General features: G+C 72.1%; 24 protein-coding genes. 12 read left to right on the forward strand and 12 right to left on the reverse strand.

Features of this window, described 5'->3' with window-relative positions:
* Window positions 1–123: 123 nt before the first annotated feature.
* The gene (locus FB454_RS05845; RefSeq protein WP_013288498.1) at window positions 124–921 is read left to right on the forward strand and encodes an MBL fold metallo-hydrolase; all 798 of its coding nucleotides are present in this window, start codon (window positions 124–126) and stop codon (window positions 919–921) included.
* A 124-nt stretch (window positions 922–1045) separates the two neighbouring features.
* Here FB454_RS05845 and mdh read toward each other — a convergent pair whose 3' ends face one another.
* Together mdh and FB454_RS05855 are read right to left on the reverse strand one after the other, a co-directional pair.
* Window positions 1046–1996, reverse strand: coding sequence for a malate dehydrogenase (gene mdh / locus FB454_RS05850; RefSeq protein ID WP_013288499.1), 951 nt, complete (start codon window positions 1994–1996; stop codon window positions 1046–1048).
* A gap of 98 nt (window positions 1997–2094) precedes the next feature.
* Complete coding sequence (locus FB454_RS05855; RefSeq protein WP_145822613.1) at window positions 2095–2958, reverse strand: bifunctional methylenetetrahydrofolate dehydrogenase/methenyltetrahydrofolate cyclohydrolase; 864 nt, start codon at window positions 2956–2958, stop codon at window positions 2095–2097.
* Between the two features lie 390 nt (window positions 2959–3348).
* On the opposite strand from FB454_RS05855, the gene FB454_RS05860 reads away from it, so the two are divergent.
* From FB454_RS05860 to FB454_RS05880, 5 genes are all read left to right on the forward strand, one after another.
* The gene (locus FB454_RS05860) at window positions 3349–4947 is read left to right on the forward strand and encodes a peptide ABC transporter substrate-binding protein (protein WP_013288501.1); all 1599 of its coding nucleotides are present in this window, start codon (window positions 3349–3351) and stop codon (window positions 4945–4947) included.
* 89 nt (window positions 4948–5036) lie between these two features.
* Window positions 5037–5975, forward strand: a complete 939-nt coding sequence (locus FB454_RS05865) for an ABC transporter permease (protein ID WP_013473620.1) — start codon at window positions 5037–5039, stop codon at window positions 5973–5975.
* A gap of 18 nt (window positions 5976–5993) precedes the next feature.
* Window positions 5994–6950 (forward strand): ABC transporter permease, encoded by a 957-nt coding sequence (locus FB454_RS05870; protein WP_120573183.1) that lies wholly within the window; start codon window positions 5994–5996, stop codon window positions 6948–6950.
* A gap of 7 nt (window positions 6951–6957) precedes the next feature.
* Complete coding sequence (locus FB454_RS05875) at window positions 6958–7995, forward strand: ABC transporter ATP-binding protein (protein WP_013288504.1); 1038 nt, start codon at window positions 6958–6960, stop codon at window positions 7993–7995.
* The gene (locus tag FB454_RS05880) at window positions 7979–9007 is read left to right on the forward strand and encodes an ABC transporter ATP-binding protein (RefSeq protein WP_013288505.1); all 1029 of its coding nucleotides are present in this window, start codon (window positions 7979–7981) and stop codon (window positions 9005–9007) included. Before FB454_RS05875 ends, FB454_RS05880 begins: the two co-directional genes overlap by 17 nt.
* Window positions 9008–9227: 220 nt before the next feature.
* Here the strand turns inward: FB454_RS05880 and FB454_RS05885 are convergent, their stop codons facing one another.
* The 3 genes from FB454_RS05885 to purN all read right to left on the reverse strand — a co-directional run bounded on the left by FB454_RS05885 (window position 9228) and on the right by purN (window position 12016).
* Window positions 9228–9677 (reverse strand): hypothetical protein, encoded by a 450-nt coding sequence (locus FB454_RS05885; protein WP_013288506.1) that lies wholly within the window; start codon window positions 9675–9677, stop codon window positions 9228–9230.
* Between the two features lie 147 nt (window positions 9678–9824).
* Complete coding sequence (gene purH, locus FB454_RS05890; RefSeq protein ID WP_145822614.1) at window positions 9825–11399, reverse strand: bifunctional phosphoribosylaminoimidazolecarboxamide formyltransferase/IMP cyclohydrolase; 1575 nt, start codon at window positions 11397–11399, stop codon at window positions 9825–9827.
* Entirely contained in the window at window positions 11396–12016 is a 621-nt protein-coding gene (purN, locus tag FB454_RS05895) for a phosphoribosylglycinamide formyltransferase (RefSeq protein WP_013288508.1), read from the reverse strand. Before purN ends, purH begins: the two co-directional genes overlap by 4 nt.
* Before the next feature lie 178 nt (window positions 12017–12194).
* On the opposite strand from purN, the gene FB454_RS05900 reads away from it, so the two are divergent.
* Both FB454_RS05900 and FB454_RS05905 read left to right on the forward strand, forming a co-directional pair.
* On the forward strand, window positions 12195–12491 hold the full coding sequence (locus tag FB454_RS05900; RefSeq protein ID WP_013288509.1) for a CD225/dispanin family protein: 297 nt from the start codon (window positions 12195–12197) through the stop codon (window positions 12489–12491).
* Window positions 12492–12525: 34 nt separating this feature from the next.
* On the forward strand, window positions 12526–13080 hold the full coding sequence (locus FB454_RS05905) for a DUF4190 domain-containing protein (protein WP_013288510.1): 555 nt from the start codon (window positions 12526–12528) through the stop codon (window positions 13078–13080).
* A 70-nt stretch (window positions 13081–13150) separates the two neighbouring features.
* On the opposite strand, the gene FB454_RS05910 is transcribed toward FB454_RS05905, so the two are convergent.
* On the reverse strand, window positions 13151–14467 hold the full coding sequence (locus tag FB454_RS05910; protein ID WP_030269427.1) for a cell division protein PerM: 1317 nt from the start codon (window positions 14465–14467) through the stop codon (window positions 13151–13153).
* 158 nt (window positions 14468–14625) lie between these two features.
* On the opposite strand from FB454_RS05910, the gene FB454_RS05915 reads away from it, so the two are divergent.
* Window positions 14626–14895: a hypothetical protein gene (locus tag FB454_RS05915; RefSeq protein ID WP_013288512.1), complete on the forward strand. Its 270-nt coding sequence runs from the start codon at window positions 14626–14628 to the stop codon at window positions 14893–14895.
* 56 nt (window positions 14896–14951) lie between these two features.
* Here FB454_RS05915 and sucD read toward each other — a convergent pair whose 3' ends face one another.
* The 3 genes from sucD to icmB form a co-directional block, all read right to left on the reverse strand.
* Window positions 14952–15839 carry a succinate--CoA ligase subunit alpha gene (gene sucD / locus FB454_RS05920; RefSeq protein ID WP_013288513.1) on the reverse strand — a complete coding sequence of 296 codons (888 nt, stop codon included), beginning with the start codon at window positions 15837–15839 and terminating at the stop codon, window positions 14952–14954.
* A 2-nt stretch (window positions 15840–15841) separates the two neighbouring features.
* Window positions 15842–17020 (reverse strand): ADP-forming succinate--CoA ligase subunit beta, encoded by a 1179-nt coding sequence (sucC, locus tag FB454_RS05925; RefSeq protein WP_135241995.1) that lies wholly within the window; start codon window positions 17018–17020, stop codon window positions 15842–15844.
* Window positions 17021–17475: 455 nt separating this feature from the next.
* Complete coding sequence (gene icmB / locus FB454_RS05930; protein WP_013288515.1) at window positions 17476–17880, reverse strand: coenzyme B12-dependent isobutyryl CoA mutase small subunit; 405 nt, start codon at window positions 17878–17880, stop codon at window positions 17476–17478.
* 402 nt (window positions 17881–18282) lie between these two features.
* On the opposite strand from icmB, the gene FB454_RS05935 reads away from it, so the two are divergent.
* Complete coding sequence (locus FB454_RS05935; protein WP_013288516.1) at window positions 18283–18993, forward strand: M23 family metallopeptidase; 711 nt, start codon at window positions 18283–18285, stop codon at window positions 18991–18993.
* 250 nt (window positions 18994–19243) lie between these two features.
* The gene (locus FB454_RS05940) at window positions 19244–20017 is read left to right on the forward strand and encodes a M23 family metallopeptidase (RefSeq protein ID WP_013473628.1); all 774 of its coding nucleotides are present in this window, start codon (window positions 19244–19246) and stop codon (window positions 20015–20017) included.
* A 70-nt stretch (window positions 20018–20087) separates the two neighbouring features.
* Here the strand turns inward: FB454_RS05940 and pcrA are convergent, their stop codons facing one another.
* Window positions 20088–22499 (reverse strand): DNA helicase PcrA, encoded by a 2412-nt coding sequence (pcrA, locus tag FB454_RS05945; protein ID WP_145822615.1) that lies wholly within the window; start codon window positions 22497–22499, stop codon window positions 20088–20090.
* A 288-nt stretch (window positions 22500–22787) separates the two neighbouring features.
* Between pcrA and FB454_RS05950 the strand changes: the two genes are divergently transcribed.
* The gene (locus FB454_RS05950; RefSeq protein ID WP_013288519.1) at window positions 22788–23141 is read left to right on the forward strand and encodes a chorismate mutase; all 354 of its coding nucleotides are present in this window, start codon (window positions 22788–22790) and stop codon (window positions 23139–23141) included.
* 85 nt (window positions 23142–23226) lie between these two features.
* On the opposite strand, the gene FB454_RS05955 is transcribed toward FB454_RS05950, so the two are convergent.
* Entirely contained in the window at window positions 23227–24243 is a 1017-nt protein-coding gene (locus FB454_RS05955) for an ABC transporter ATP-binding protein (RefSeq protein ID WP_145754060.1), read from the reverse strand.
* Window positions 24236–25264 carry an ABC transporter ATP-binding protein gene (locus FB454_RS05960; protein ID WP_013288521.1) on the reverse strand — a complete coding sequence of 343 codons (1029 nt, stop codon included), beginning with the start codon at window positions 25262–25264 and terminating at the stop codon, window positions 24236–24238. Before FB454_RS05960 ends, FB454_RS05955 begins: the two co-directional genes overlap by 8 nt.
* Between the last annotated feature and the right edge of the window lie 13 nt (window positions 25265–25277).

A 25277-nucleotide genomic window follows, 5' to 3' on the forward strand; every position in this document is an offset into this window, starting at 1 on the left:
CGGGGGACACGTGCTCAAGCAGTACGAGCGTACTGGAAACTGACCGGCAGTCCCCAGGCGGCCCGGGTGGACCGCCGGAAAAGTGGGCTGCGCCGCGCCTCGGCCCGCTGGCATCATCGTCCGATGCCGCGCAGCCGCACCCTCGGGTCTATCACGGTCACCGCGCTCTCCGACGGCGAGGGGCCCTTCTTCCAGCCCCGCGGCGAGGCGTTTCCCGACGCCACGGAAGCGCACTGGCAGGCGGCCGACCGGCTCGATCCGGGCGCCGTCACCGACGACGGCCGGTGGTGGCTGCGGTTCCGCGCGTTCGCGGTGCGGGCCGGCGACGGGCCGGTCACGCTCGTCGACGCCGGCATCGGCCCGGCCGACTCCCTCGCCGCGAGCTGGGCGCCGGTGCCGGGCCGGCTGCCGGCCGAGCTGGCCGCCGCCGGGATCGACCCGGCCGACGTGCGCACCGTGGTCCTCACCCATCTGCACACCGATCACGTGGGCTGGGCCGGCGCGCTGTTCCCGAACGCGGACCACCTGATCCAGCGCGCCGAGGTGGACGCGCTGGAGCTGTTCCACCCGGAACTGCCGGCCCGGCTGCTGACGCCGTTGCGCGCCGCCGGCCGGCTGCGGGTGGTCGACGGCGAGACGCCCCTCACCCCGGGGGTACGACTGCTGCACACGCCCGGCCACACGCCGGGTCACCAGTCGGTGCTGGTCGAGGCGGACGACGAGCGCCTCCTGATCACCGGCGACCTGCTCGTGCACGCGATCCAGTTGGTCGACCCGGAGCTGGCGTACGCCCACGAGGAGGACCAGCCCACGGCCCGCCACTCCCGGCAGCACCTGCTCACGTCCCTCTCCCCCACCGTCCTGGCCACTCCCCACCTGACCGCCCCCTTCACCACCCATCCCCCACCCCGTCGATCATGAAGTTGACGGCGGAATTGGAGATCGACTACGCCGTCAACTTCATGATCGACGGGGAGAACCGCGGGTGGGACGGCAGAAGGCCCGCCGGCGGAGCCGACGGGCCTTCGATGCGGTGGGACGGGCGTCACATGCTGGCGACGTCGCCCTGCTTGGCGCGGACGGCCTCGGCGGCCTCCTTCAGCGCGGCCAGCTCGTCGGCGTCCAGGTCGGTCTCGACGACCCGCTTCACGCCCTCGGCGCCGATCTCGGCCTCGACGCCCAGGTAGACGCCGGAGATGCCGTACTCGCCGTCGACCCAGGCGCAGACCGGCATGACGGCGCCGGAGTCCTCGGCCACGGCCTTCGCCATCCGGGCCGCGGCGGCGGACGGGGCGTAGTACGCGGAACCGGTCTTGAGCAGCGCGACGACCTCGGCGCCACCGTTGCGGGTCTTGACGACCAGCTCCTCGATCTGCTCGGCCGGCATGACGTCACGCAGCGGCTTGCCGTTCACCGTGCTCTTGGACGGCACCGGGACCATCGTGTCGCCGTGCGAGCCGAGCGTCAGGGTCCGTACCGACTTCACCGGCACGCTCAGCGCCTCGGCGACGAAGTTGGTGAAGCGGGCGGTGTCCAGCATGCCCGCCTGGCCGAGCACCCGGTTCTTCGGGAACTGGGTGGCGAGCTGGGCCAGCGCGGTCATCTCGTCGAGCGGGTTGGACACCACGATGACGACGGCGTTCGGGGCGTACTTGGCGACGTTCTCGGCGACCTGCCGGACGATCTTGGCGTTGGTCTCCAGCAGGTCCATCCGGCTCATGCCCGGCTTGCGCGGCAGGCCGGCGGTGATGACGACGACGTCCGAGCCCTCGATGGCCTCGTAGCCCTCGCCGTTCGGGCCGGTGGTGACGCCGACGACCTTGGTCTCGAAGCCCTCGACCGCGCGGGACTGGTTGAGGTCGAGCGCGAGACCCGCCGGCTTGCCCTCCACGATGTCGGTGATCACGACGGTGTCGAAGACGTCGTACTCGGCCAGGCGCTGTGCGGTGGTCGAGCCGTAGAAGCCGGCGCCGACGACAGTGACCTTCTTACCCATGGTCGTCCCACTCCCTGATACCAGTCGGTTTTCCGGACCGTATCAGCCATCCTGGCACCGATCGGGTCAGGGGCGGACGGTTATGACCTGGGTGGGTGTCAGGCGGTCCGCTCGGCCCGTTCGACCACGTTCGTCAGCAGCATCGCCCGGGTCATCGGGCCGACGCCGCCGGGCATCGGCACCAGCTTGCCGGCGACCTCGGCCACCTCCGGGTCGACGTCGCCGGTGTAGCGGCCCTTGCCGTCCTCGCCGATGACCCGGGTGATGCCGACGTCGATCACCGTCGCGCCCGGGTTGATCATGTCGGCGGTGAGCAGCCCGGGCACGCCCGCGGCGACGATGACGACGTCGGCTGCGCGGGTGTGCGCGGCCAGGTCGAGCGTGCCGGTGTGGCAGAGCGTCACTGTGGCGTTCTCGCTGCGCCGGGTCAGCAGCAGGCCCAGCGGGCGGCCGACCGTGTTGCCCCGGCCGACGACAGCCACGTTCGCGCCGCGCAGCGGCACGTCGTGCCGGCGCAGCAGCTCCACGATGCCGCGCGGGGTGCAGGGCAGCGGCGCGTCGTACCCGAGGACGAGCCGGCCCAGGTTGACCGGGTGCAGCCCGTCGGCGTCCTTGTCCGGGTCGATCGACTCCAGCGCGCGCTGGGTGTCGAGGTGCCCGGGGAGCGGGAGCTGGACGATGTAGCCGTGGCAGGCCGGGTCGGCGTTCAGCTCGGCCAGCGCCGCGTCGAGCTGCTCCTGGCTGGCGTCGGCCGGCAGTGCGACCCGCAGCGAGGCGATGCCGACCTCGGCGCAGTCACGGTGCTTGCCGTTGACGTACGCCTGGGAGCCGGGGTCCTCCCCGACCAGCACGGTGCCGAGGCCGGGGGTGATGCCGCGTTCCGCGAGCGCCTTCACCCGGGCCCGTAGCTCGTCCTTGATCTCCGCCGCGGTGGCCTTGCCGTCCAGGATCGTCGCCGTCACGTCGTGATCGTCTCACGGCTGCGGGCGGGCCCGGACGACGACGGCCGACGATCACGCTGCGCAACGTGCCCTAACTCACGGAGAGTGACCAGTCACCGTGACACGGCAGCCCTGACACGCCCGGACGGGCAGGGACCGGACAGGCGGGCCGGACGTCGCAGACGCGCTTGACCGACCTCGAACGGACCACCAGGGGCGAACAAAAGGCCAGGTAGGGGCGGTGTTTAGCACGCGCGGACAGCAGCGGCAAGGCCCGCCGAACACGATCCGTCATCAGTTGACCACGCACTAGTTGTCGACGGGCCGGATGGCGACCTACCGTTACCGCTCGTTGCGCAGAGTCACCCAGCGCCGGGACGACCGCGCAGCGTGAGGAGATGAGGAGACTCCATGCGTGTTCGTAGGCTCGCGGCCTGGGCCGCGCTCCCGCTCGCGGTGACGCTCGGCCTGACGGCCTGCGGCTCGGGCGGTGGCGGCGGCGGTGCCGGCGACTCCGATGCGGCCGTGCGGATCGAGATCGCCGAGCCGCAGCACCTCGTGCCCACCAACACCAACGAGACGAGCGGCTCCCAGGTCCTGTCGGCCCTGTTCAGCCCGCTCGTCGACTACGACGAGGCGAACAAGCCGCACGAGGTGGCGGCCGACTCGGTGACGACGTCCGACAACAAGGTCTGGACGGTCAAGCTGAAGCCCGGCTACACGTTCCACAACGGCGAGAAGGTCACCGCCGACAACTACATCGACGCCTGGAACTACGGCGCGTACGCGCCGAACGGCCAGAACTCCAGCTACTTCTTCGAGAAGGTGGCCGGCTACGACGACCTCCAGGGCGAGAGCCCGAAGGCGACGACGATGAGCGGCCTGAAGAAGGTCGACGACCTGACCTTCACCGTGACGCTCAGCCAGCCGTACGTGGACTTCAAGTCCATGCTCGGCTACACCGCCTTCTACCCGCTGCCCAAGGCGGCCTTCTCCGCCCCGGGCGTGCTCGCCGAGGGCTACGAGCAGGCGCCGATCGGCCAGGGCCCGTTCAAGATGAAGGGCAGCTGGCAGCACGACGCCAAGGTCGAGGTGGAGCGCTACGACGCGTTCCCGGGCCAGCAGCCCAAGGTCGGCGGCGTCGAGTTCCGCATCTACCAGCAGCCGACCGCGGCGTACGCGGACGTGCTGTCGGACAACCTCGACGTGATCAAGACGATCCCGACCGAGAACCTGTCGACCGCCTCGACCGACCTGGGCGACCGCTTCCAGCAGAGCCCGGCCTCGTCGCTGCAGGTGCTGGCCTTCCCGACGTTCCAGGAGGAGTTCAGCAAGCCCGAGGTGCGCAAGGCGATCTCGATGGCGATCGACCGGGACGAGATCACCAAGTCGATCTTCAAGGACTCGCAGCAGCCGGCTCGCTCGTTCGTCTCGCCGGTGGTCGCCGGTTACCGGGAGAACACCATCGGCACGGCGGGCGCGTTCGACCCGGTCAAGGCCAAGGCCATGTACGAGGCCGCGGGCGGCCCGAAGAAGATCGAGCTGTCCTACAACGGCGACGGCGGCCACAAGGACTGGATCGACGCCACGTGCAACCAGCTCAAGGCCAACCTGGGTGTGGAGTGCGTGGGCACCGCCGAGCCGAAGTTCGCGGACCTGCTGACCAAGCTCAAGCAGAAGCAGCCGGTCGGCCTGTTCCGGATGGGCTGGGTCATGGACTACCCGTCCATGGAGAACTACCTCGGCCCGCTGTACAGCACCACCGGCTCGTCGAACTACTACGGCTACAGCAACCCGGAGTTCGACAAGCTGCTCGCGGAGGGCGCCCGCGCGGCGACCGAGGACGAGGCGATCAAGAAGTACCAGGCGGCGGAGGACCTGCTCGCGCAGGACATGCCGGTGATCCCGCTGCGGTACGGGCAGAACAACTTCGGCCACTCGACCAAGGTCAAGAACGTCCACGTGGACCTCTTCGACCGGGTGGATCTGCTGAAGATCGAACGCGCCTGACACCCCGCTGACGGGCCGGGCCACCCCCACCGGGTGGCCCGGCCCTCGCATTGGCACGTATTTAGCCTGGTTTCGGCAGACTTGCCAGCATGCTCCGCTTCATCCTGCGGCGACTGCTCCAGATGGTCCTCGCCTTCTTCGGGACCACGCTGATCGTCTACGCGTTGATGTTCGCCGGGCAGGGCGACCCGATCCAGGCCCTCGCCGGGGAGCGGCCGGTCACCGCCGCGCAGCGGGCCTACCTGACCGAGAAGTACCACCTGGACGCGACGGGTGTCGGCGGCTTCTTCTACCGCTACTTCGACTACCTGGGCGGCCTGGTCCAGGGCGACCTCGGGCAGTCGCTGACCGGGCGGCAGATCAGCGACATCCTCGCCGCCGCCTGGCCGGTCACCCTGAAGCTCGCCGTGATCGCGATGGCCGTGACGGTGATCTTCGGGGTCACCGCCGGCGTGATCGCGGCGATCCGCCGCTCCGGCGTGTTCGACCACGCCACGCTCGTGCTCACGCTGCTGGTGCTCGGCATCCCCACCATCGTGCTGGCCCCGCTGGCGCAGTACTTCCTCGGCGTCCGGTGGCCGATCTTCCCGCCCACCGCCGGAGCCCAGCCGTCCTTCTACGCGCTGCTGCTGCCCGGCATCGTGCTCGGCTCGCTGTCCCTGGCCACCGCGCTGCGGCTGACGCGTACCTCGGTGACCGAGAACCTGCGCGCCGACTACGTCCGGACCGCCCGCTCCAAGGGCCTGCGGCGACGCCGGATCGTCGGCGTGCACGTGCTGCGCAACTCGCTCATCCCGGTGGTCACCTTCCTCGGCGTCGAGCTGGGCAACCTGATGGGCGGCGCGATCATCACCGAGGGCGTGTTCAACGTCCCGGGCGTCGGCTTCAACCTGTTCCGCGGCATCCGCACCGAGGACGGCCCGCTGGTGGTCGGCATCGTCAGCGTGCTCGTCGTGGTCTACCTGCTGTCCAACCTGGTGGTGGACGTGCTCTACGCCGTCCTCGACCCGAGGATCCGCTATGAGTGAGCGCAGCGAGGTGCGGCCGTGAGCGACTTCGAGACGGTGGCGGCCACGGAGAACCAGGCCGCGCGGCGCGGCGTCTCCGGCGAGCCGGGCACACCGGGCCGGGCCGGGCGGCCGGACCGGGCCCGCAGCCTGGCCGGTGACGCCTGGCGGGACCTGCGCCGCAACCCGGTCTTCTGGATCAGCCTGCTCCTGGTGGTGCTGGTCGCCGCGATGGCGGTGGCGCCCGGCCTGTTCGCCGCCAACGACCCGCGCGACTGCGTGCTCTCCCGGCAGCACGCCGGGCCGTCCGGCGGGGCGATCTTCGGGTACGACTTCCAGGGCTGCGACACGTTCGCCCGGGCGGTCTACGGCGCCCGCGCCTCGCTGCTCGTGGGCGCGCTCTCCGCGCTGATCACCGGTGTGATCGCGCTCGTCGTCGGCATGCTCGCCGGCTACTTCGGCGGGTGGATCGACGCGGTGCTGTCCCGGGTGATCGACATCGTGCTCGGCATCCCGCTGCTGCTGGCCGCGATCGTGCTGCTCAAGCGCGTCAGCACCAGCGGCGACACGGTACGGCTGTTCGCGGTGATCCTCGTCCTGGCGCTGCTCGGGTGGACCACGGCGGCCCGGGTGGTCCGCTCCTCGGTGATCACCGCCCGGGAGCAGGACTACGTGGCGGCGGCCCGGATGCTCGGGGCGGGCAACGGCCGGATCATGTGGCGGCACATCCTGCCGAACGCGCTCGCCCCGGCCATCGTGGTGCTCACCATCGCGCTCGGGTCGTTCATCGCGGCCGAGGCGACGCTGAGCTTCCTCGGCATCGGGCTGAAGGCGCCGACCATCTCCTGGGGCATCGACATCGACGCCGGCCGGGTGCACATGCGGGAGTCGGCGACGCCGCTGATCGTGCCGTCGACGTTCCTGGCCCTGACCGTGCTCGCCTTCATCATGCTCGGCGACGCGATCCGCGACGCCTTCGACCCGAAGCTGCGGTGACTTCCTCATGACGCAGAACGCGGTCCGGCCCACGCCGGCCTCACCCACGCCGCCCGGCGGGCACCTGCTGGAGGTACGGGACCTGCACGTCGAGTTCCGTACCCGGGAGGGCGTGGCCCGGGTGATCAACGGGGTGACGTACCACCTGGACGCCGGTGAGACGCTCGCGGTGCTGGGCGAGTCCGGCTCCGGCAAGTCGGTCACCGCGCAGGCGATCATGGGCATCCTGGACACCCCGCCCGCGTACGTGCGCGCCGGGCAGATCCTCTACCAGGGGCGGGACCTGCTCACCCGGCCGGAGGAGGAACGTCGGCAGATACGCGGCGCCGAGATCGCGATGATCTTCCAGGACGCGCTGTCGGCGTTGAACCCGGTCTTCCCGGTCGGCTGGCAGATCGGCGAGTCGCTGCGCGAGCGGGCCGGGATGTCGCGCGCCGACGCGCGCAGGCGCACCGTGGAGCTGATGGATCTGGTCCGGATCCCGGCCGCGGCGAAGCGGCTCGGCGACTACCCGCACCAGTTCTCCGGCGGCATGCGGCAACGCGTCATGATCGCCATGGCGCTGGCGCTGGACCCGAAGGTGCTGATCGCCGACGAGCCGACCACCGCGCTGGACGTCACGGTGCAGGCGCAGATCATGGACCTGCTGGCCGATCTGCGCCGGGACCTCGGCATGGCGCTCGTCCTGATCACCCACGACCTGGGCGTGGTCGCCGGTGTCGCGGACCGGATCGCGGTCATGTACGCGGGCCGGATCGTCGAGCACGCCGACGTGCACGCGCTGTACCGGGCACCGGCCCACCCGTACACGAAGGGGTTGCTGGAGTCGATCCCGCGCCTGGACGTGCGCGGCCAGGCGCTGTCCAGCATCCGCGGGCTGCCGCCGAACCTGATGGCGATCCCGTCCGGCTGCCCGTTCCACCCCCGGTGCCCGTACGTCCAGCCGGTCTGTGTGGACGAGGTGCCGCACGACCTGGTGCTCGGCGACGGGCGGACCAGCGCGTGCCACTTCGCCCAGGAGGTGCACGATGACCGCGACGGCTGAACCCGCCAAGGTGCGCGGCGAGACGATCCTCGCCGTCGACCAGCTGGTCAAGCACTTCCCGATCAGCCAGGGCGTGCTGTTCAAGAAGACCATCGGCCAGGTCAAGGCGGTCGACGGCGTCTCGTTCGAGCTGCGGCGCGGTGAGACGCTCGGCGTGGTCGGCGAGTCCGGGTGCGGCAAGTCCACGCTGGCCCGGCTGCTCATGCGCCTGGAGACGCCGACCGCCGGGCGGGTCACGCTGGAGGGGCGCGACCTGCTCCGGGCGGCAGGGGCGGACCTGCGCCGGCTGCGGCGGAACATGCAGATGGTGATGCAGGACCCGTACACCTCGCTGAACCCGCGCATGACTGTCGGCGACATCATCGGCGAGCCGTTCGAGATCCACCCGGAGGCGGCACCGAAGCGCAGCCGGCGGCAGCGGGTGCAGGAGCTGCTGGACGTGGTCGGGCTCAACCCGGAACACGTCAACCGCTACCCGCACCAGTTCTCCGGCGGTCAGCGGCAGCGCATCGGCATCGCCCGGGCGCTCGCGCTGCGGCCCGAGATCATCGTCTGCGACGAGCCGGTGTCGGCCCTGGACGTCTCCATCCAGGCCCAGGTGATCAACCTGCTGGAGCAGCTCCAGGACGAGCTGGGGCTGTCGTACATCTTCATCGCCCACGACCTGTCGGTGGTCCGGCACATCTCCGACCGGGTGGCGGTGATGTACCTGGGCCGGATCGTGGAGATCGGCACCGAGGAGCAGATCTACCAGCGCGCGACCCACCCGTACACCCAGGCGCTGCTGTCGGCGGTGCCGGTGCCCGACCCGGAGGCCCGCGACCGGCGGACCATCATCCGGCTCACCGGCGACGTGCCGAGCCCGGCCGAGCCGCCGTCCGGCTGCCACTTCCGGACCCGCTGCTGGAAGGCCGAGGAGGTCTGCGCGACGCAGGACCCGCAGGCGGTACCGCGCGCGGCGGACCCGCACCCCAGCGCCTGCCACTTCGCCGAGGTACGCACCGAGGCGTGACGACGAAGGCCCCGTCCCCCGGAGGAAGAGGGGGCGGGGCCTCCGATGCGGGCACGCGTGCGGAAGGCGGACCCGGGACGAACCCGAGGCGGCCCGGCGGCGTGAGGCGCGCCGCCGTACCGGTGGACGGCAGCTCGCGGCGGAGACCGCCGGGTCGACGCGGCGGTGTCCAGTGCGGCGCGAGCGCGCGTGTCGGTGCGGGCTGCGGGTTCGGTGCGGCTCAGGCGGCCGGCGGGGCGCGCGCGGCGAGCGGGCCGCGCGGCGGCAGCGGCACGACAGGCGGCCGGGGCGCGGGCACGACGGGCTCCGGCACCGCCGGACCGGCCACGCGCGGGAGCGCGGCCGGGGCCAGGTCGTCCGGTCCGTCGGCGTAGCCGAGACCGCCGCCGTGGTCGTGCCACGGCCCGGCGGCAAGCTCCGACCAGGAGATTCGGGGGTACGCGGCACGCAGCGCGGCCGGGCTCGTTCCGCTCGCCGAGGCGGCGGCCGGCGCGGCGGCGAGCGCTTCGGCGGGTGGTGCGACGTCGGGAGCGGGCCGCGCGGCGGCGAGCGCTTCGACGATCGGGGCGACGGCCGGTGCGGTGACGGCGGGTGCGGCTGCCGCTCCCAGTCCGGCCAGGACGAACGCCAGCGTGACGACGACGGCGGTCAACCGGTCGCGAACGCGCATGGCACACCTGCCGGGCTCACAGACAGCGGAGACGCTCGATCGTCGCCGCCCACACGCTAGCAACCGCCTCCCGCGGCGGGCAACGGCACGACGTCCGGGTGCGTCAGTCGTCGGATGGACGACCGACGCACCCGGAGGCCGGACTCGTCAGTGGAAGAAGTGCCGGGTGCCGGTGAGGTACATGGTCACGCCGGCCGCCTTGCAGGCCGCGATGGTCTCCTCGTCCCGGATCGATCCGCCCGGCTGGACGATCGCCCGCACCCCGGCGTCGATGAGGATCTGCGGACCGTCGGCGAACGGGAAGAACGCGTCCGAGGCGCAGACCGAGCCGCGGGCCCGCTCGTCACCGGCCCGGCTGACCGCCAGCCGCGCCGAGTCCACCCGGTTGACCTGGCCCATGCCGACACCGACGGTGGCGCCGTCGCGGGCCAGCAGGATCGCGTTGCTCTTGACCGCGCGGACCGCCCGCCAGGCGAACGCCAGGTCGCGCAGTGTCGCCTCGTCGGCCGGGTCGCCGGTCGCGAGCGTCCAGCCGGACGGGTCGTCGCCGGGCGCGTCGACGGCGTCCCGCGTCTGCACCAGCACGCCACCGCTGACCTGCCGCCACTCCGCGGGCCGCACGGCGAACTCGGGCGCCCGCAGCAGGCGGAGGTTCTTCTTGGCCCGCAGCAGCTCCAGCGCGTCCGCGTCGAAGCCGGGCGCCACGAGCACCTCGGTGAAGATCTCCGCGACCTGGCCGGCCATCGCCGCGTCGACCGGCCGGTTCACCGCGATCACGCCGCCGAACGCGGAGACCGGGTCGCAGGCGTGCGCCTTTCGGTGCGCCTCGGCCACGTCCGCACCGACAGCGATGCCGCACGGGTTGGCGTGCTTGATGATCGCCACCGCCGGCTGGCCGGGGAAGTCGTTCGCGGCCCGCCAGGCGGCGTCCGCGTCGACGTAGTTGTTGTAGGACATCTCCTTGCCGTGCAGCTGCTCGGCCTGGGCCAGCCCGGCCGGCGCGCCCGGGTCGGTGTAGAGCGCCGCCGCCTGGTGCGGGTTCTCGCCGTACCGCAGCACCGCCTGGCGGCGCAGTGCCAGCCCGGCGAACTCCGGCCAGCCGTCCTCGGCCGGCGACACGGTGGTGGCGAACCAGTCGGCCACCGCGACGTCGTAGTCGGCGATGTCGGCGAACGCGCGGGCCGCCAGCGCCCGGCGCCGGGCCGGCGTGAAGCCGCCCTCGGCGAGCGCGGCCACCACCGCCGGGTACGCGGCCGGGTCGGTCACCACCGCCACCGAGGCGTGGTTCTTCGCCGCGGCCCGCACCATCGCCGGACCGCCGATGTCGATCTGCTCGACGCACTCGTCGGTGTCGGCGCCGGAGGCGACGGTGGCCTGGAACGGGTACAGGTTGGAGACCAGCAGGTCGATGCCGGCGATGCCGTGCTCGTCGAGCTGCGCGGCGTGCGCGTCCTTGCGCAGGTCGGCGAGGAGGCCGCCGTGGATCTTCGGGTGCAGCGTCTTGACCCGCCCGTCGAGGATCTCCGGGAAGCCGGTGACCTGCTCGACCGGCGTCACCGGCACCCCGGCGCCGGAGATCGTCGACGCGGTGCTCCCGGTCGACACGATCTCCACGCCGGCCTCGTGCAGGGCACGGGCCAGCTCGGCCAGGCCGGTCTTGTCGTAGACGCTGACCAGCGCGCGCCGGATCGGGCGGCGGCCGGCGTCCTCAGTGGCGTTCACGGGATGGTGACCTTTCTGCCGGTGATCGTCCAACCTTCACGGACCAGGCGGCCGACCTGCTCGACGAGCTGGCGCCGCTCGGCGGACTTGATGCGCTCGGTGAGCGTGTCCTCGTCGTCGTCGTCCTGCACCGGCACGGCGACCTGGGCCACGATCGGGCCGGTGTCCATGCCCGCGTCGACGAAGAACAGGGTGGCCCCGGTGACCTTGACGCCGTACGCCAGCGCGTCGCGGGGGCCGTGGATGCCGGGGAACGCCGGCAGCAGCGTGTTGTGCGTGTTGAGGTAGCGGTCGCCGAACGCGGCCAGGAACTCCGGACCGACCAGCTTGAGGAACCCGGCGCTGATGACCAGGTCGGGCCGGTGCTCGGCGACCCGCGCGGCGAGCGCCTTGTCCCAGTCGGCGCGGGTGGGGTGGTCCTTGACGCGCTCGACGAAGGACGGCACACCGGCTGCGGCGGCCCGGTCCAGGCCGGCGATCCCGTCCCGGTCGGCGCCGACGGCGACCACCCGGGCGCCGTACCCGGGGTCGGCGGTGGCGTCCAGCAGCGCCTGGAGGTTGCTGCCGGAACCGGAGACGAGGACGACGAGGCGGGCGACGGACGCGGGCTCGGTCACCGGGCAACCCTATCGGGCAGGTCAGGCGGCCCGGCCGCGGGGCGGCGGCTCATCGGGTGACCTCCCCGGTGGCGTGATCGCGGTACGCTGCCGGTCGCCCGGTGTCCGGCCCCGTGCCCGGCCCGCACCCCCAGTGAACCCGGCACGCCGCGTGCCACCGGACCGAGGAGTACTTCGAATGCAGCCCGGATACCCCCCGCAGCAGCCGCAGCAGATCGACAACAACATGACGATGTCCATCGTCGCGATCTTCCTGTTCTGGCCGCTCGCGATCCCGGCCATCATCAACGCGTCGAAGGTCAACCCGCTGATCCAGCAGGGTGACTACGCGGGCGCCCAAGCCGCCGCCGCCGAGTCCAAGAAGTGGTCCAAGTGGGCCCTCATCGTCGGCCTGATCTGGATCGGCATCATCGTGGTGGGATGTTGCCTCCTCGGCGGCCTTGCTGGTCTCGCCGGCAACAGCGGCAGCAACTGACCGACAACCCGAACCGATCTGAGGAGCACCAGACATGCAGCCCGGTTACCCCGGACAGGACCCGTACGGCCAGCAGCCGAACCAGGACCCGAACGCGCAGCCGCACGACCCGTACGCCCAGCCGCCGCAGGCCCCGCAGTACGGCCAGCAGCCCCCGTACGGGCAGCAGCCGCAGTACGGCCAGCAGCCGACCTCGGGCCAGCCGTACGGCCAGCCCACGTCGGGTCAGCCCGCCTACGGCCAGGACCCGTACGCGCAGCAGCAGCCGTACGGCGCCGCGCCGCAGTACCCGGCCGCCGGCTACCCCAGCGGCCCGGGGCAGGGCCAGAACAACACCATGGGGCTGGCCGGCATGATCGTCGGCATCGCGTCGATCGTGCTCGGCCTGTGCTGCCCGCTGCTGGGCGTCCCGGCCGGCATCGTCGCCGTCGTCCTCGGCGTGCTGGGCCAGAAGAAGGTCCAGGCCGGTGAGGCCAGCAACGCCGGCCAGGCCCGGGCCGCCCTGATCTGCGGTGCCGTCGGCGTGGTCGTCGGCATCGTCAGCGCCATCGCGGGCGCGGCGATCAACATGAACAACTTCGGCGCCTGACCGGCGTCCGACGAGGGGCGTCCACCATCCGGTGGGCGCCCCTCTCGCGTTCCCGAGCCGCGCCGCGAGGTCAGCGGGGAGCCGGGGTGGCGCGGGGCGGAGGGGTCGGGCGGGTCAGCGTGCGGGTGGCGGCGGCGCCGAGCGCCGCGCCCACCCCGATCACGAGCGTGGCCACCGCGGCCACCGCCCACGGTGACGGCCCGACCTCGGCCAGCCGGCCACCGCCGAGCGACCCGCCGGAGGCCGCCGCGAACAGCCCCAGCAGCGCGCCCGCGACCGGTCCGGCGAGCGCGGCCGGCAGCAGCAGCGCCGGCCAGCCCGCCTCGGTGCGTTCCTCGGCCGCCACGCGCAGCAGCCGCCGGGCCAGCAGCCAGCCGGCCGCCATGGCGGCCAGCACCGGCACGGCCAGCAGCGCGCCACCGAGCCCGTCCATCGGGCCGCGCGGCAGGCCCGCCAGCAGCGGTACGGCCGGCAGCGCGCCCACGGAGACCTCACTCGTGCGGACGGCGGTGTCGGTGCCGACCGCGAACCCGGGGCCGAGCAGGTAGCTCGCCGACCAGGCGGTCGCGTTCGGCGCGTAGGCGAGGCTGACCAGTGTGATGCCCGCCTGACCGGCCACCCCGGTCCGGTACGCCCCGATCATGTCGGCCGCGTCGCCGCCACCGGTGGCCACCGCCAGCCCGGCCGCACCGGCGCCCGCGCCGCACAGCAGCAGCGCCGCCACCAGTCCGGTGCGCAGACCGTCGCGCACCGGCGGTGGGCAGCGCTCGGCCAGCAGCGCCCAGACACCTGTGGTGCGCAGCGCGCCGACCAGGGCGGCGGGTACGCCGAACGCGGCGAACGTGAGCGCGGCGGTGACCGGGGAGACCCGCAGGCCGCCCGCGTCGACAGCGAACGCGGCGAGTGCGCCGAGCAGCGCGTACCCGATGCCGACGGCGACCGCGACGGTGAGCGCCTGGCGGGGTGAGCCGGCCCCGCGCGCGCCGACGGCCCGGCTGACGTGCACCCCGGCGCGGGTGAGCCGCCAGACGACGAGCGCGCTGAGTGCGAGCGGCGCCAGGCCGAGCGGCCCGGCGGTGGTCTGCAGCGGCACCCCGTGCCCGAGCAGCCAGCCGGCCAGGCCGGCGCGCAACGCGCCGCCGAACGATCCGGCGTCCTCGCTGAGCTGGGCGAGGCCCAGCACGGCGGACACCGGCAGCCAGGAGGTCAGCGCCGCCCAGAGCGCGGCCACCCCGGCGGCGACCGGCAGCGGGGCCCGGCTGCGGGGCTCCTCACCCGATCGGGGTGCGGGCACCCGCGCGGCCGGGCGGGCACGGCCGGGCGGCCGGGCGCCGGCGGGGGGACCGGTGGCCGGACGGCGGGGCTGGTCAGGGGTGACGCGTGACATCGTGTCTACTCTGGCACGCCGCGGGAAGGACGGCAGTCCGATACCGGGTCGGCAGCGTGGCGAGTTCGCCGAACCCCGGTCCCGCGGTGGTGATCCGGTCTAGCCTCGGCCTCAGACGCGACCGTTCCCGTCGCGGCGCCGACCGCTCGGAGGAAGCCGTGCACGCTCCGTATCCGCCGCCCCCGCCGCCACCGGCCGTCGGCCGGGACCGGACCACGCTCTGGGGCGTCCTCGGCATCGTCTTCGGCCTGCTCTGCTGCGGGATCCTGGGCATCGTCTTCGGCGCGCTGTCGATCCGCGACGCCCGGCGCAACGGCCGGTCGCAGTTGCTCGGCTGGCTGGCCATCGCGTTCGGCGTGATCAACATCGTCGCCAGCGCCATCGTGCGCGCCCGGGGCAACTCGTACTACCCGTACTGGTATCGCTGAACGCGAGGGGGCCGACCGGTTCCCCGGTCGACCCCCTCGACACGTCGCTCGGCCACTCAGCGGCCGGACATGATCTCCCGCATCAGGTTGGCGGTCTCGGTCGGGGTCTTGCCGACCTTGACGCCCACCGCCTCCAGCGCCGCCTTCTTGGCGTCGGCGGTGCCCGCCGAGCCCGAGATGATCGCGCCGGCGTGGCCCATGGTCTTGCCGGGCGGGGCGGTGAAGCCGGCGATGTAGCCGACCACCGGCTTGGTGACGTTGGCCTTGATGAACTCGGCCGCCCGCTCCTCGGCGTCGCCGCCGATCTCACCGATCATGACGATCGCGTCGGTCTCCGGGTCCGCCTCGAAGGCGGCCAGGGCGTCGATGTGGGTGGTGCCGATGATCGGGTCACCGCCGATGCCGACGCAGGTGGAGAAGCCGATGTCGCGCAGCTCGTACATCATCTGGTAGGTCAGCGTGCCGCTCTTGCTGACCAGGCCGATCCGGCCGGAGCCGGTGATGTCGGCCGGGATGATGCCGGCGTTCGACGCGCCCGGCGAGGCGATGCCCGGGCAGTTCGGGCCGATGATCCGGGTGCGCTCGCCCTGGGCCCGGTTGTACGCCCAGAACGCGGCGGTGTCGTGCACCGGCACGCCCTCGGTGATCACCACGGCCAGGTCGATGCCGGCGTCGATCGCCTCGACCACGGCGGCCTTGGTGAACTGCGGCGGCACGAAGATGACGGTGACGTCGGCACCGGTCTCCTTCATCGCGTCCGCGACGGAGGCGAAGACGGGCAGCTCGGTGCCGTCGAAGTCGACAGTGGTGCCGGCCTTGCGCGGGTTCACGCCGCCGACCACGTTGGTGCCGGCGGCGAGCATCCGCCGGGTGTGCTTGGAACCCTCGGAACCGGTCATCCCCTGCACGATGACCTTGGAGTCCTTGGTCAGCCAGATAGCCATTGTCAGACCCCCGCAGCTGCCAGCTCGGCGGCCCGCTCGGCCGCGCCGTCCATGGTGTCGACCCGCTGGATCAGCGGGTTGGCCGCGCCGTCGAGGATCGCCCGGCCGGCCTCGGCGTTGTTGCCGTCGAGGCGCACGACGAGCGGCTTGGTGGCCTTCTCGCCGCGCTGCTCCAGCAGCGCCAGCGCCTGCACGATGCCGTTGGCGACCGCGTCGCAGGCGGTGATGCCGCCGAAGACGTTGACGAAGACGCTCTTGACCGACGGGTCGGACAGCACGATCTCCAGGCCGTTCGCCATCACCTCGGCGCTCGCGCCGCCGCCGATGTCGAGGAAGTTGGCCGGCTTGACGCCGCCGTGCCGCTCACCCGCGTACGCGACCACGTCGAGCGTGGACATGACCAGGCCCGCGCCGTTGCCGATGATGCCGACCTCGCCGTCGAGCTTGACGTAGTTGAGGTCCTTGGCCTTCGCGGCCTGCTCCAGCGGGTCCACCGACGCCTGGTCGACCAGGGCCTCGTGGTCCGGGTGCCGGAACCCGGCGTTCTCGTCCAGGGTGACCTTGGCGTCCAGGAGCAGCAGCTTGCCGTCCTTGGTGGTGGCCAGCGGGTTCACCTCGACGAGCGTGGCGTCCTCGGCCACGAACGCCTGCCACAGCTTGACCGCGACCTCGACCACCTGGTCGGCGACCTCGGCCGGGAAGCCGGCCGCGGTGACGATCTCGCGCGCCTTGGCCTCGTCCACGCCGGTGTTGGCGTCGATCGGCGCCTTCACGACCCGCTCCGGGGTCTCGGCCGCGACCTGCTCGATGTCCATGCCGCCGGCCACGCTGGCGATGCAGAGGAAGGTGCGGTTCGCCCGGTCGAGCAGGTACGAGAAGTAGTACTCCTCGGCCACGTCCGCGGTCACGGTGATCATGACCTTGTGGACGGTGTGACCCTTGATGTCCATGCCGAGGATGTCGGTGGCCCGGGCCACCGTCTCCTCCGCGCCCTCGGCCAGCTTCACGCCGCCGGCCTTGCCGCGGCCACCGACCTTCACCTGCGCCTTGACGACCACCCGGCCGCCGAGGCGTTCGGCGATCGCGCGGGCCTCCTCCGGGGTAGTGGCGACGCCGCCGGCGAGCACGGGCAAGCCGTGCCGCTCGAACAGGTCCCGCCCCTGGTACTCGTACAGGTCCACGATTGCGCGTCCCGTCCCGTCTCCGCGGCGCGCCGTCGCGCCGCCACCAGCTTCGGAAAATCAGTTTGACGCCTGTCATCAGATGAGACAGGCCATTTGCCGCAGCCTAACGAGATGGGAACGGGCGGCAACCGAGCGGGTGCGGGGTGTGCGGTAATGCACAGGCTGTCGTCCGGCCGTCCCGGGCACGGCCGCACCGGCGCGCGCGGGCGTCAGCCGTCCGGGGGATCTCCGGACCGGGGCGTAACCGCCCGTCGGGGGCGTCGTTGAGTGTGATGTCGGCGCGCTGGTCAAGCGCGGCGACGGGAGCGGCCGATGCCCTGTCGGTCGAGGGGTGGCGGCGGGGCATCGTGCATAGAGGGGCCGGGCGTGTGAGGGGTGCGTCCGGCCCCTCCCCCGTGCCCGGAGCCGGAAACGCGGGGGCCGGGCACGCAGGGGCCGGGAACCGGGCGGGGTCAGCCGACCGGCTGGGCGACGTTCTCCCGCACCCACTCGACGATCGAGCCGGTGGTGGCGCCCGGGGTGAAGATCTTCGCGACGCCGAGCCGCTCCAGCTCCGGGATGTCGGCCTCGGGGATGATGCCGCCGCCGAACACCACGATGTCGGTGGCGTCCCGCTCGGTGAGCAGTTCGACGACGCGCTTGAACAGCGTCATGTGCGCGCCCGAGAGCACCGACAGGCCGACCGCGTCCGCGTCCTCCTGGATGGCGGTCTCGACGATCTGCTCGGGCGTCTGGTGCAGGCCGGTGTAGATGACCTCCATGCCCGCGTCACGCAGGGCGCGGGCGACCACCTTCGCCCCCCGGTCGTGGCCGTCCAGGCCGGGCTTCGCGACGACGACCCGGATACGAGAGCTCATCTGCGCACACCTTTCACCGGCACTCCTGACCTGAACGAACGGTAACCCGGCCGGACCGGAGGCGGGAAGCCGGGCCGGACCTTCCCACATACGAGCCGCCCCACTACCGCCCACCCGGGTACGCGGAAAGCCGGACACCTCCGCCGTTCGGTCACTGTCCGCGACGAATGGGCAGTCGACATACCATCCGACCGGCGGCACGAGCTATGACAAGGTCGGATGGAATTGGACATAACGAATCAGCATTTCGGCGCTTCGGCTTGTGACAGGAGTGGCGGTTGGCTAACGTGTCCACGGTTGTCATCAGGTCCACGGACGGGTGACGACGCGACACCGGAGGTTCGACCGAGCTTCACCGAACGGTCCGGAGTCGCATCGGATCCCCGACAACGGAGGGTGTGCGTGCGCCAGCGCCTGTCGTCTGAGCCCGATCGCTATCGCGGCCGCCGCCGCGTACCCACCCCCCCGCGGAGCCGCTACGCCGCGGTGGTCACCACCGCCTTCGTCGGCGCCGGCATCGTCGCCATCGGCGCGAACGCCCTCCCCGACGCCAAGAGCGTCAGCCCGTCGGTCCTCGACGAGCTCCGGCAGGCCTCGGTCGCCAGCCAGGACGCCGCCGCCCGCGCCGACAGCGCGGAGCGCCCGTCCCGTGCCGACCGCTCCGACAGCAAGGCCGCCGAGCAGGACCCGTGGCTCCTGCCGCTGCACGGCTACGACTTCAAGTCCCCCTACGGCATGCGGTGGGGCAAGCTGCACACCGGCATCGACCTGGTCGCCCCGGAGGGCACGCCCTACAAGGCGGTCCACGCCGGCACCGTCACCAAGGCCGGCTGGTTCGGCGGCTACGGCTACGCCGTCATCGTCCAGCACTCCGACGGCAGCGAGGCCATCTACGGCCACTCCTCCGCGGTGACGGTCAAGGAGGGCCAGGAGGTGAAGGCCGGCGACCAGCTCGGCCTGGTCGGCAACACCGGCCACTCCTACGGCTCCCACCTGCACCTGGAGATCCATGTCAAGGGCCAGCCGCAGGACCCGGTGGCGTTCCTCAAGGATCGCGGAGTGGACATTCAGCTCGAAGTCGAGGCAGTTTACAGCGACGTAGCCGCGTCCTGACGCTCCGTACCGCCCCGTCACCGCCCGGACCGCACGGTCCGGGCGGTTTCGTCTGTGCCGATGTCTGCCACGTCACACCGGCCGGTGTGAGCGGGAGCACATCGCCGAATGATCGTCTCTTCGACCGAACCGGCCGGCCGGTCCGAAACCGGACGCGCGGTGGCGGCGCGGGCCACCGCCTCCGCACCCCCGATACCCGCTGCGACCTGCACCGACACCAGTATTTCGAGGTCACGTGCCCCTCGAACCGATGAAGGATCCCGTGCAGCACAGCAGCCCCACCCCGGACAACGCTCCCGCCCGGCACCGGCGCCCGCGCCGCGCCCGGCGCACCGTTTACGTGGTCACCGGCGCGGTGGCCCTGCTCGGCCTCGGCATCGGCGGCGTGGTCGTCACCACCGCCCCGTCCGACCCGACGCCGGCCGCCGTCGACCTCGGCGTAGCGGCCCGCGCCGACGACGCCGACCGCGCCGACCGTTCGGCCCGCGAGCCGGTCACCCCGTCCGCCGTACCGGCCAGCCCGTCGCCGAGCCCGAGCGCGAGCGCGACCAGCCCGGCACCGAAGAAGACGGCGACGGCGAAACCCAAGCCGAAGCCGAAGAAGACGACAGTGGCGAAGAAGCCCACCTGGGTCATCCCGATGAAGGGTGCCGACATCACGTCGTGCTACGGGCCCCGCTGGGGCACCCAGCACGCCGGCATCGACTTCGCCATGCCGGCCGGCACGCCGATCCACGCCGCCGCAGCGGGCACCGTGGTCAAGGCCGGTGACGTGGGCGACGGCTACGGCATCTCGGTCTTCATCGACCACCACAACGGCTACCTGACCCACTACGCCCACCAGAGCCGGCTCGCCGTCGGCGTCGGCGACACGGTCAAGGCCGGTCAGGTCATCGGGTACGAGGGCTCCACCGGCGACTCCACCGGCCCGCACCTGCACTTCGAGGTGCACCAGGGCGCGATGTGGAACCAGATCGACCCGGCGCCGTTCCTGCGTGCCCGGGGCATCGGCGTGGCCTGCTGACGCAGTGGTCCACCGGCGTGGCCGGGCCGGTCTCCTGCCCGGCCGCGCCTGCGGTCCGTCCGCCTGACGCTCAGAGCTTGTCGATCGGGGCGTGCCGCAGCACCAGCCACATGGTCTGGTCGCCGAAGTCGATCTGGGCCCGGGCACCCGGCCCGGCCCCCTCCACCGCCAGCACCCGGCCCAGGCCGTACCGCTGGTGGTTGACCCGGTCGCCCACCGCGACCTTCGGAGCCTGCTTCAGCTCGCTCGCGGTGGCCAGCCGGCTGGCGTCCACGCCCAGCCGCTTCGCCAGCTCGGTCGCCTTGGGCGTGCCGCCGGCGAAGCCGCTGCGGCCCAGCCGGTCCGCCCGGCCGCCGACGCCCCCGCCTCCGCCGCCCCACGAGGTGTACGACCCCTCGGTGCGCTCCCAGCGGACCAGCTCGGGCGGCAGCTCCTCCAGGAACCGCGACGGCGGGTTGTAGGCGGGCGCGCCCCAGGCCGACCGGGTCACCGCGCGGGACAGGTAGAGACGCTGGCGGGCCCGGGTGATGCCCACGTACGCCAGCCGCCGCTCCTCCTCCAGCTCGCGGGTGTCGCCGAGCGAGCGCAGGTGCGGGAAGACGCCGTCCTCCAGGCCGGTCAGGAAGACCACCGGGAACTCCAGGCCCTTGGCGGTGTGCAGCGTCATCAGCGTGACCACCCCTTGGTGGTCCGGGTCGTCGGAGGGGATCTGGTCGGCGTCGGCGACGAGCGCCACCTGCTCCAGGAAGCCGGCGAGCGTGGCTCGCTCGTCGTCGGCGCCGAGCGCCTCGATCCGCTCGGTGTACTCCCGGGCGACGCTCACCAGTTCCTGGAGGTTGTCCACCCGGCCGGCGTCCTGTGGGTCGAGGCTCTCCTCCAGCTCGGCCAGGTAGCCGGAGCGGGTCAGCACCGCCTCCAGCACCTCCTCCGGGGTGCCGGTGCCGGCCAGCTCCCGCGCCGCGTCGAGCAGCGCGACGAACTCGGCGATGCCGTTCGCCGCCCGGGTGGAGATGCCCGGCGCGTCCTTGGCCCGGCGCAACGCGGCGCCGAAGGAGATGCGGTCCCGGGCACTCAGCGCCTCCACGCACGCCTCGGCCCGCTCGCCGATGCCCCGGCGCGGGGTGTTGAGGACCCGGCGCAGGCTGACCGTGTCGTCGTCGTTGACCACGGCGCGCAGGTACGCGAGCGCGTCGCGGACCTCCTTGCGCTCGTAGAAGCGCACCCCGCCGACCACCTTGTAGGGCAGGCCGACCCGGATGAACACCTCCTCGAACACACGGGACATGGCGTTCGTGCGGTAGAACAACGCCACGTCGCCCGGGCGGGTCTCGCCGTCGTCGACCAGCCGGTCGATCTCCCGGGCCACCCAGTCGGCCTCGGCGTGCTCGGTGTCGGCGACGTACCCGACGATCTGCTCGCCGGACCCGGCGTCGCTCCACAGCCGCTTCGGCTTGCGGGAGGTGTTGCGGTCGATCACCGCGTTGGCGGCGTTGAGGATGGTCTGGGTCGAGCGGTAGTTCTGCTCCAGCAGGATCGTGCGGGCGTCGGTGAAGTCCCGCTCGAACTCCAGGATGTTGCGGATGGTCGCGCCGCGGAACGCGTAGATCGACTGGTCGGCGTCACCGACCACGCACAGCTCCGCCGGCGGGATCCCCTCGGTACCGGAGACCAGTTCCTTGATCAGCACGTACTGGGCGTGGTTGGTGTCCTGGTACTCGTCCACCAGCACGTGCCGGAACCGGCGCCGGTAGCTCTCCGCCACGTGCGGGTGCGACTGGAGCAGGTGCACAGTCGTCATGATCAGGTCGTCGAAGTCCAGCGCGTGCGCCTCGCGCAGCCGCCGCTGGTAGAGCGTGTACGCCTCGGCCAGCGCCCGCTCGTTCGGCCCCTTGGCCCGGCCGGCGAACTCCTCCGGGTCGACCAGCTCGTTCTTCAGGTTCGACACCTGGGCGGCCAGGCCCCGGGCCGGGTAGCGCTTCGGGTCCAGATCCAGCTCGCGGGCGACCATCTGCATCAACCGGCGCGAGTCGTCCGCGTCGTAGATCGAGAACGTCGACTTCAGGCCGGCGTGCTCGTGCTCGGCCCGCAGGATGCGTACGCAGGCGGAGTGGAACGTCGAGACCCACATGAGCCGGGCGCGCGGGCCGACCAGCGCGGCCACCCGCTCCTTCATCTCACCGGCGGCCTTGTTGGTGAACGTGATCGCGATGATCTCGCCGGGGTGCACGTCGCGGGCGGCGAGCAGGTAGGCGATCCGGTTGGTCAGCACCCGGGTCTTGCCGGACCCGGCGCCGGCCACGATCAGCAGCGGGGAGCCGGCGTGGGTCACCGCGTCCCGTTGGGGGCCGTTCAGGCCGTCGAGGAGGGCGGCCGGGTCCGACCCGGCGCCCCCGGGACGGCGCGGCGGGGTCGGCCGGGACTCCGGCGCGGGCGGGGACTCCGGCGCGGGCGGGGATGTGGGAATGTCGAAGAGAGGATGCATCGCAGCCCGAGTCTATGCCGCCGGGCGGACACTTCCCCGCCCGCGCCGCCGCCCGGCGCACACCGTCACGTCTCACCTGTTGGTGCGTCTTCTTGCGCGCCCGCCCGGATGGTCGGCATACTCGACGACGTGTTCGATCAGCGCTTCTACTTTTACTACGGCACCGGGAGTCCGGCAGCCGTGGGTCGCGCCTGATCACAGACCTACGAAACGCCCCGGGCTCCCCGAGCCCGGGGCTTTTCCGTCCCGGGATCCGGGTACCGGGCCCGAGCCCCGAGAGGGACGACGATGATGACTGACGTGGTGGAGTCCAGCGGCAGCCTGGCGCGGCACGACCGGCCGGCCGGCGGCGACCCGACCGGCGCCGCGGCGGCCCGGACCGGCACCGACGACGCGGCGGCGGCGGAACGGATCGGCGAGATCCGGCGGCGGATCGACGAGATCGACCGCACCCTCATCGCGCTCTGGCAGGAGCGGGCAGCGCTCTCCCAGGAGGTCGGCGCGACCCGGATGGCGTCCGGCGGCACCCGGCTGGTGCTCTCCCGCGAGCGGGAGATCCTGGAGCGGTTCCGGTCCGAACTCGGCGCCGACGGCACCCAGCTCGCGCTCCTGCTGCTGCGCGCCGGCCGCGGCCCGCTGTGACGGCCACGGAGACGCTGTGACGGCCACGGAGACGACGAACCGCCTGCCGGCGTCGAGCTGACGCCGGCAGGCGGTCCGGAACGGATCAGGCCACCTCGTGGGTGACGACGATCTCCCGCTTCTCCGCGAAGTGGCAGGCGCTCGGGTGGTCCGAGCCCGGCCGGATCTGGAGCAGCGGCACCTCCTGGGCGCAGACGTCCTGCGCCTTCCAGCACCGGGTGCGGAACCGGCAGCCCGAGGGCGGGCTGACCGGCGAGGGCACGTCGCCCTGGAGCCGGATGATCGCCTTGCTCTCCCGCACGGTCGGGTCCGGCACCGGCACCGCCGACAGCAGTGCCTGGGTGTACGGGTGGGTCGGCCGCTCGTAGATCTCGTCCTCGGTGCCGATCTCCACCATCTTGCCCAGGTACATCACGGCGACCCGGTCGGAGAGGTGCCGCACCACGGACAGGTCGTGGGCGATGAAGACGTACGACAGCCCGAACTCGGCCTGGAGCTTCTCCAGCAGGTTCATCACCTGAGCCTGGATCGAGACGTCCAGGGCCGACACCGGCTCGTCGCAGACGATCACCTCGGGCCGCAGCGCCAGCGCCCGGGCGATGCCGATGCGCTGCCGCTGACCGCCGGAGAATTGGTGCGGGTACCGGTTGATGTGCTCCGGGTTGAGGCCGACCAGGTCGAGCAGCTCCTTGACCTTGCTGCGCCGGCTGCCGCGCGGAGCCACCTCGGGGTGGATCTCGAACGGCTCGCCGATCAGGTCACCCACCGTCATCCGGGGGTTCAGCGAGGTGTACGGGTCCTGCATCACCAGCTGGATCTGCCGGCGCAGCCGCCGCAGCGCGCCACCGGAGAGCTTGGAGATGTCCTGGCCCTTGTAGAGCACCTGGCCGCCGGTCGGCTTCTCCAGGTTCATCAGCACCCGGGCCAGCGTCGACTTGCCGCAGCCGGACTCGCCGACCACGCCGAGCGTCTCGCCGGCCTTGAGGTCGAAGGAGACGCCGTCGACCGCCTTGACCTGACCGATGGTCTTCTTGAACACCACGCCCCGGGTCACGGGGTAGTGCTTGACCAGGTCACGGACCTCGATGATGTTCTCAGTCACGGTTCACCAGTTCCTCGGCGAAGTGGCAGGCGCTGGCCCGGCCGTTGCCCAGTTGCAGCAGCGGCGGGACCTTCTCCCGGCACATCGGCTGCGCCATCGGGCAGCGCGGGTTGAACGCGCAGCCCGTCGGGATGTTCATCAGGTTCGGCGGGAGACCCTTGATGGTGCGGAGCTCCTGGCCCTTCTCGTCCATCCGCGGGATCGAGTTGAGCAGGCCGAGCGTGTACGGGTGTGCCGGCTTGCGGTACAGGTCGTAGACGTCGGCTTCCTCGACGATCCGGCCGGCGTACATGACCGCGATCCGGTCCGCGACGTCGGCGACCACGCCGAGGTCGTGGGTGATCAGGATCATGCCCATCTGCCGTTCCCGCTGGAGCTCGCCGAGCAGGTCCATGATCTGGGCCTGCACGGTCACGTCGAGCGCGGTGGTCGGCTCGTCGGCGATCAGCACCTCGGGGTCCAGCGCCAGCGACATGGCGATCATGGCGCGCTGCCGCATACCGCCGGAGAACTGGTGCGGGTAGTTGCTGAACCGGCCCTTGGCGTTGGGGATCTTCACCTGGTCGAGCATCTCGATCGCGCGCTTCTTGGCGTCCGAGCGGCTCATGCCGCGGCGGATGCGGAACTGCTCGGCGATCTGGAAGCCGACTGTGAAAACCGGGTTGAGGGCCGAGAGCGAGTCCTGGAAGATCATGGCGATGCCCTCGCCCCGGATCCGCCGCCGCTGCTCGGGGGACATGGTGAGCATGTCCTTGCCGTGGAAGCGGACCTTGCCGCCGGTGACGAAGCCGGGCGGGGTGTCCAGGATGCCCATGATGGTCTGCGCGGTGACGCTCTTGCCGGAGCCGGACTCGCCGAGCACGGCGAGGGTCTCCCCCGCGTCGACGTGGTACGTGACTCCGTTGATGACCTTGGCGACGCCGTCCCGGGTGCGGAACTCCACCCGAAGGTCGTCGACCTCGAGCAGCCGACCCGAGGGGCGGCCGGATCCGTCGGCGCCCGGCGAGGACTGCTCGGACACGAGAATGTCGGAC

It is taken from the genome of Micromonospora sp. CNZ297, from assembly GCF_007827625.1.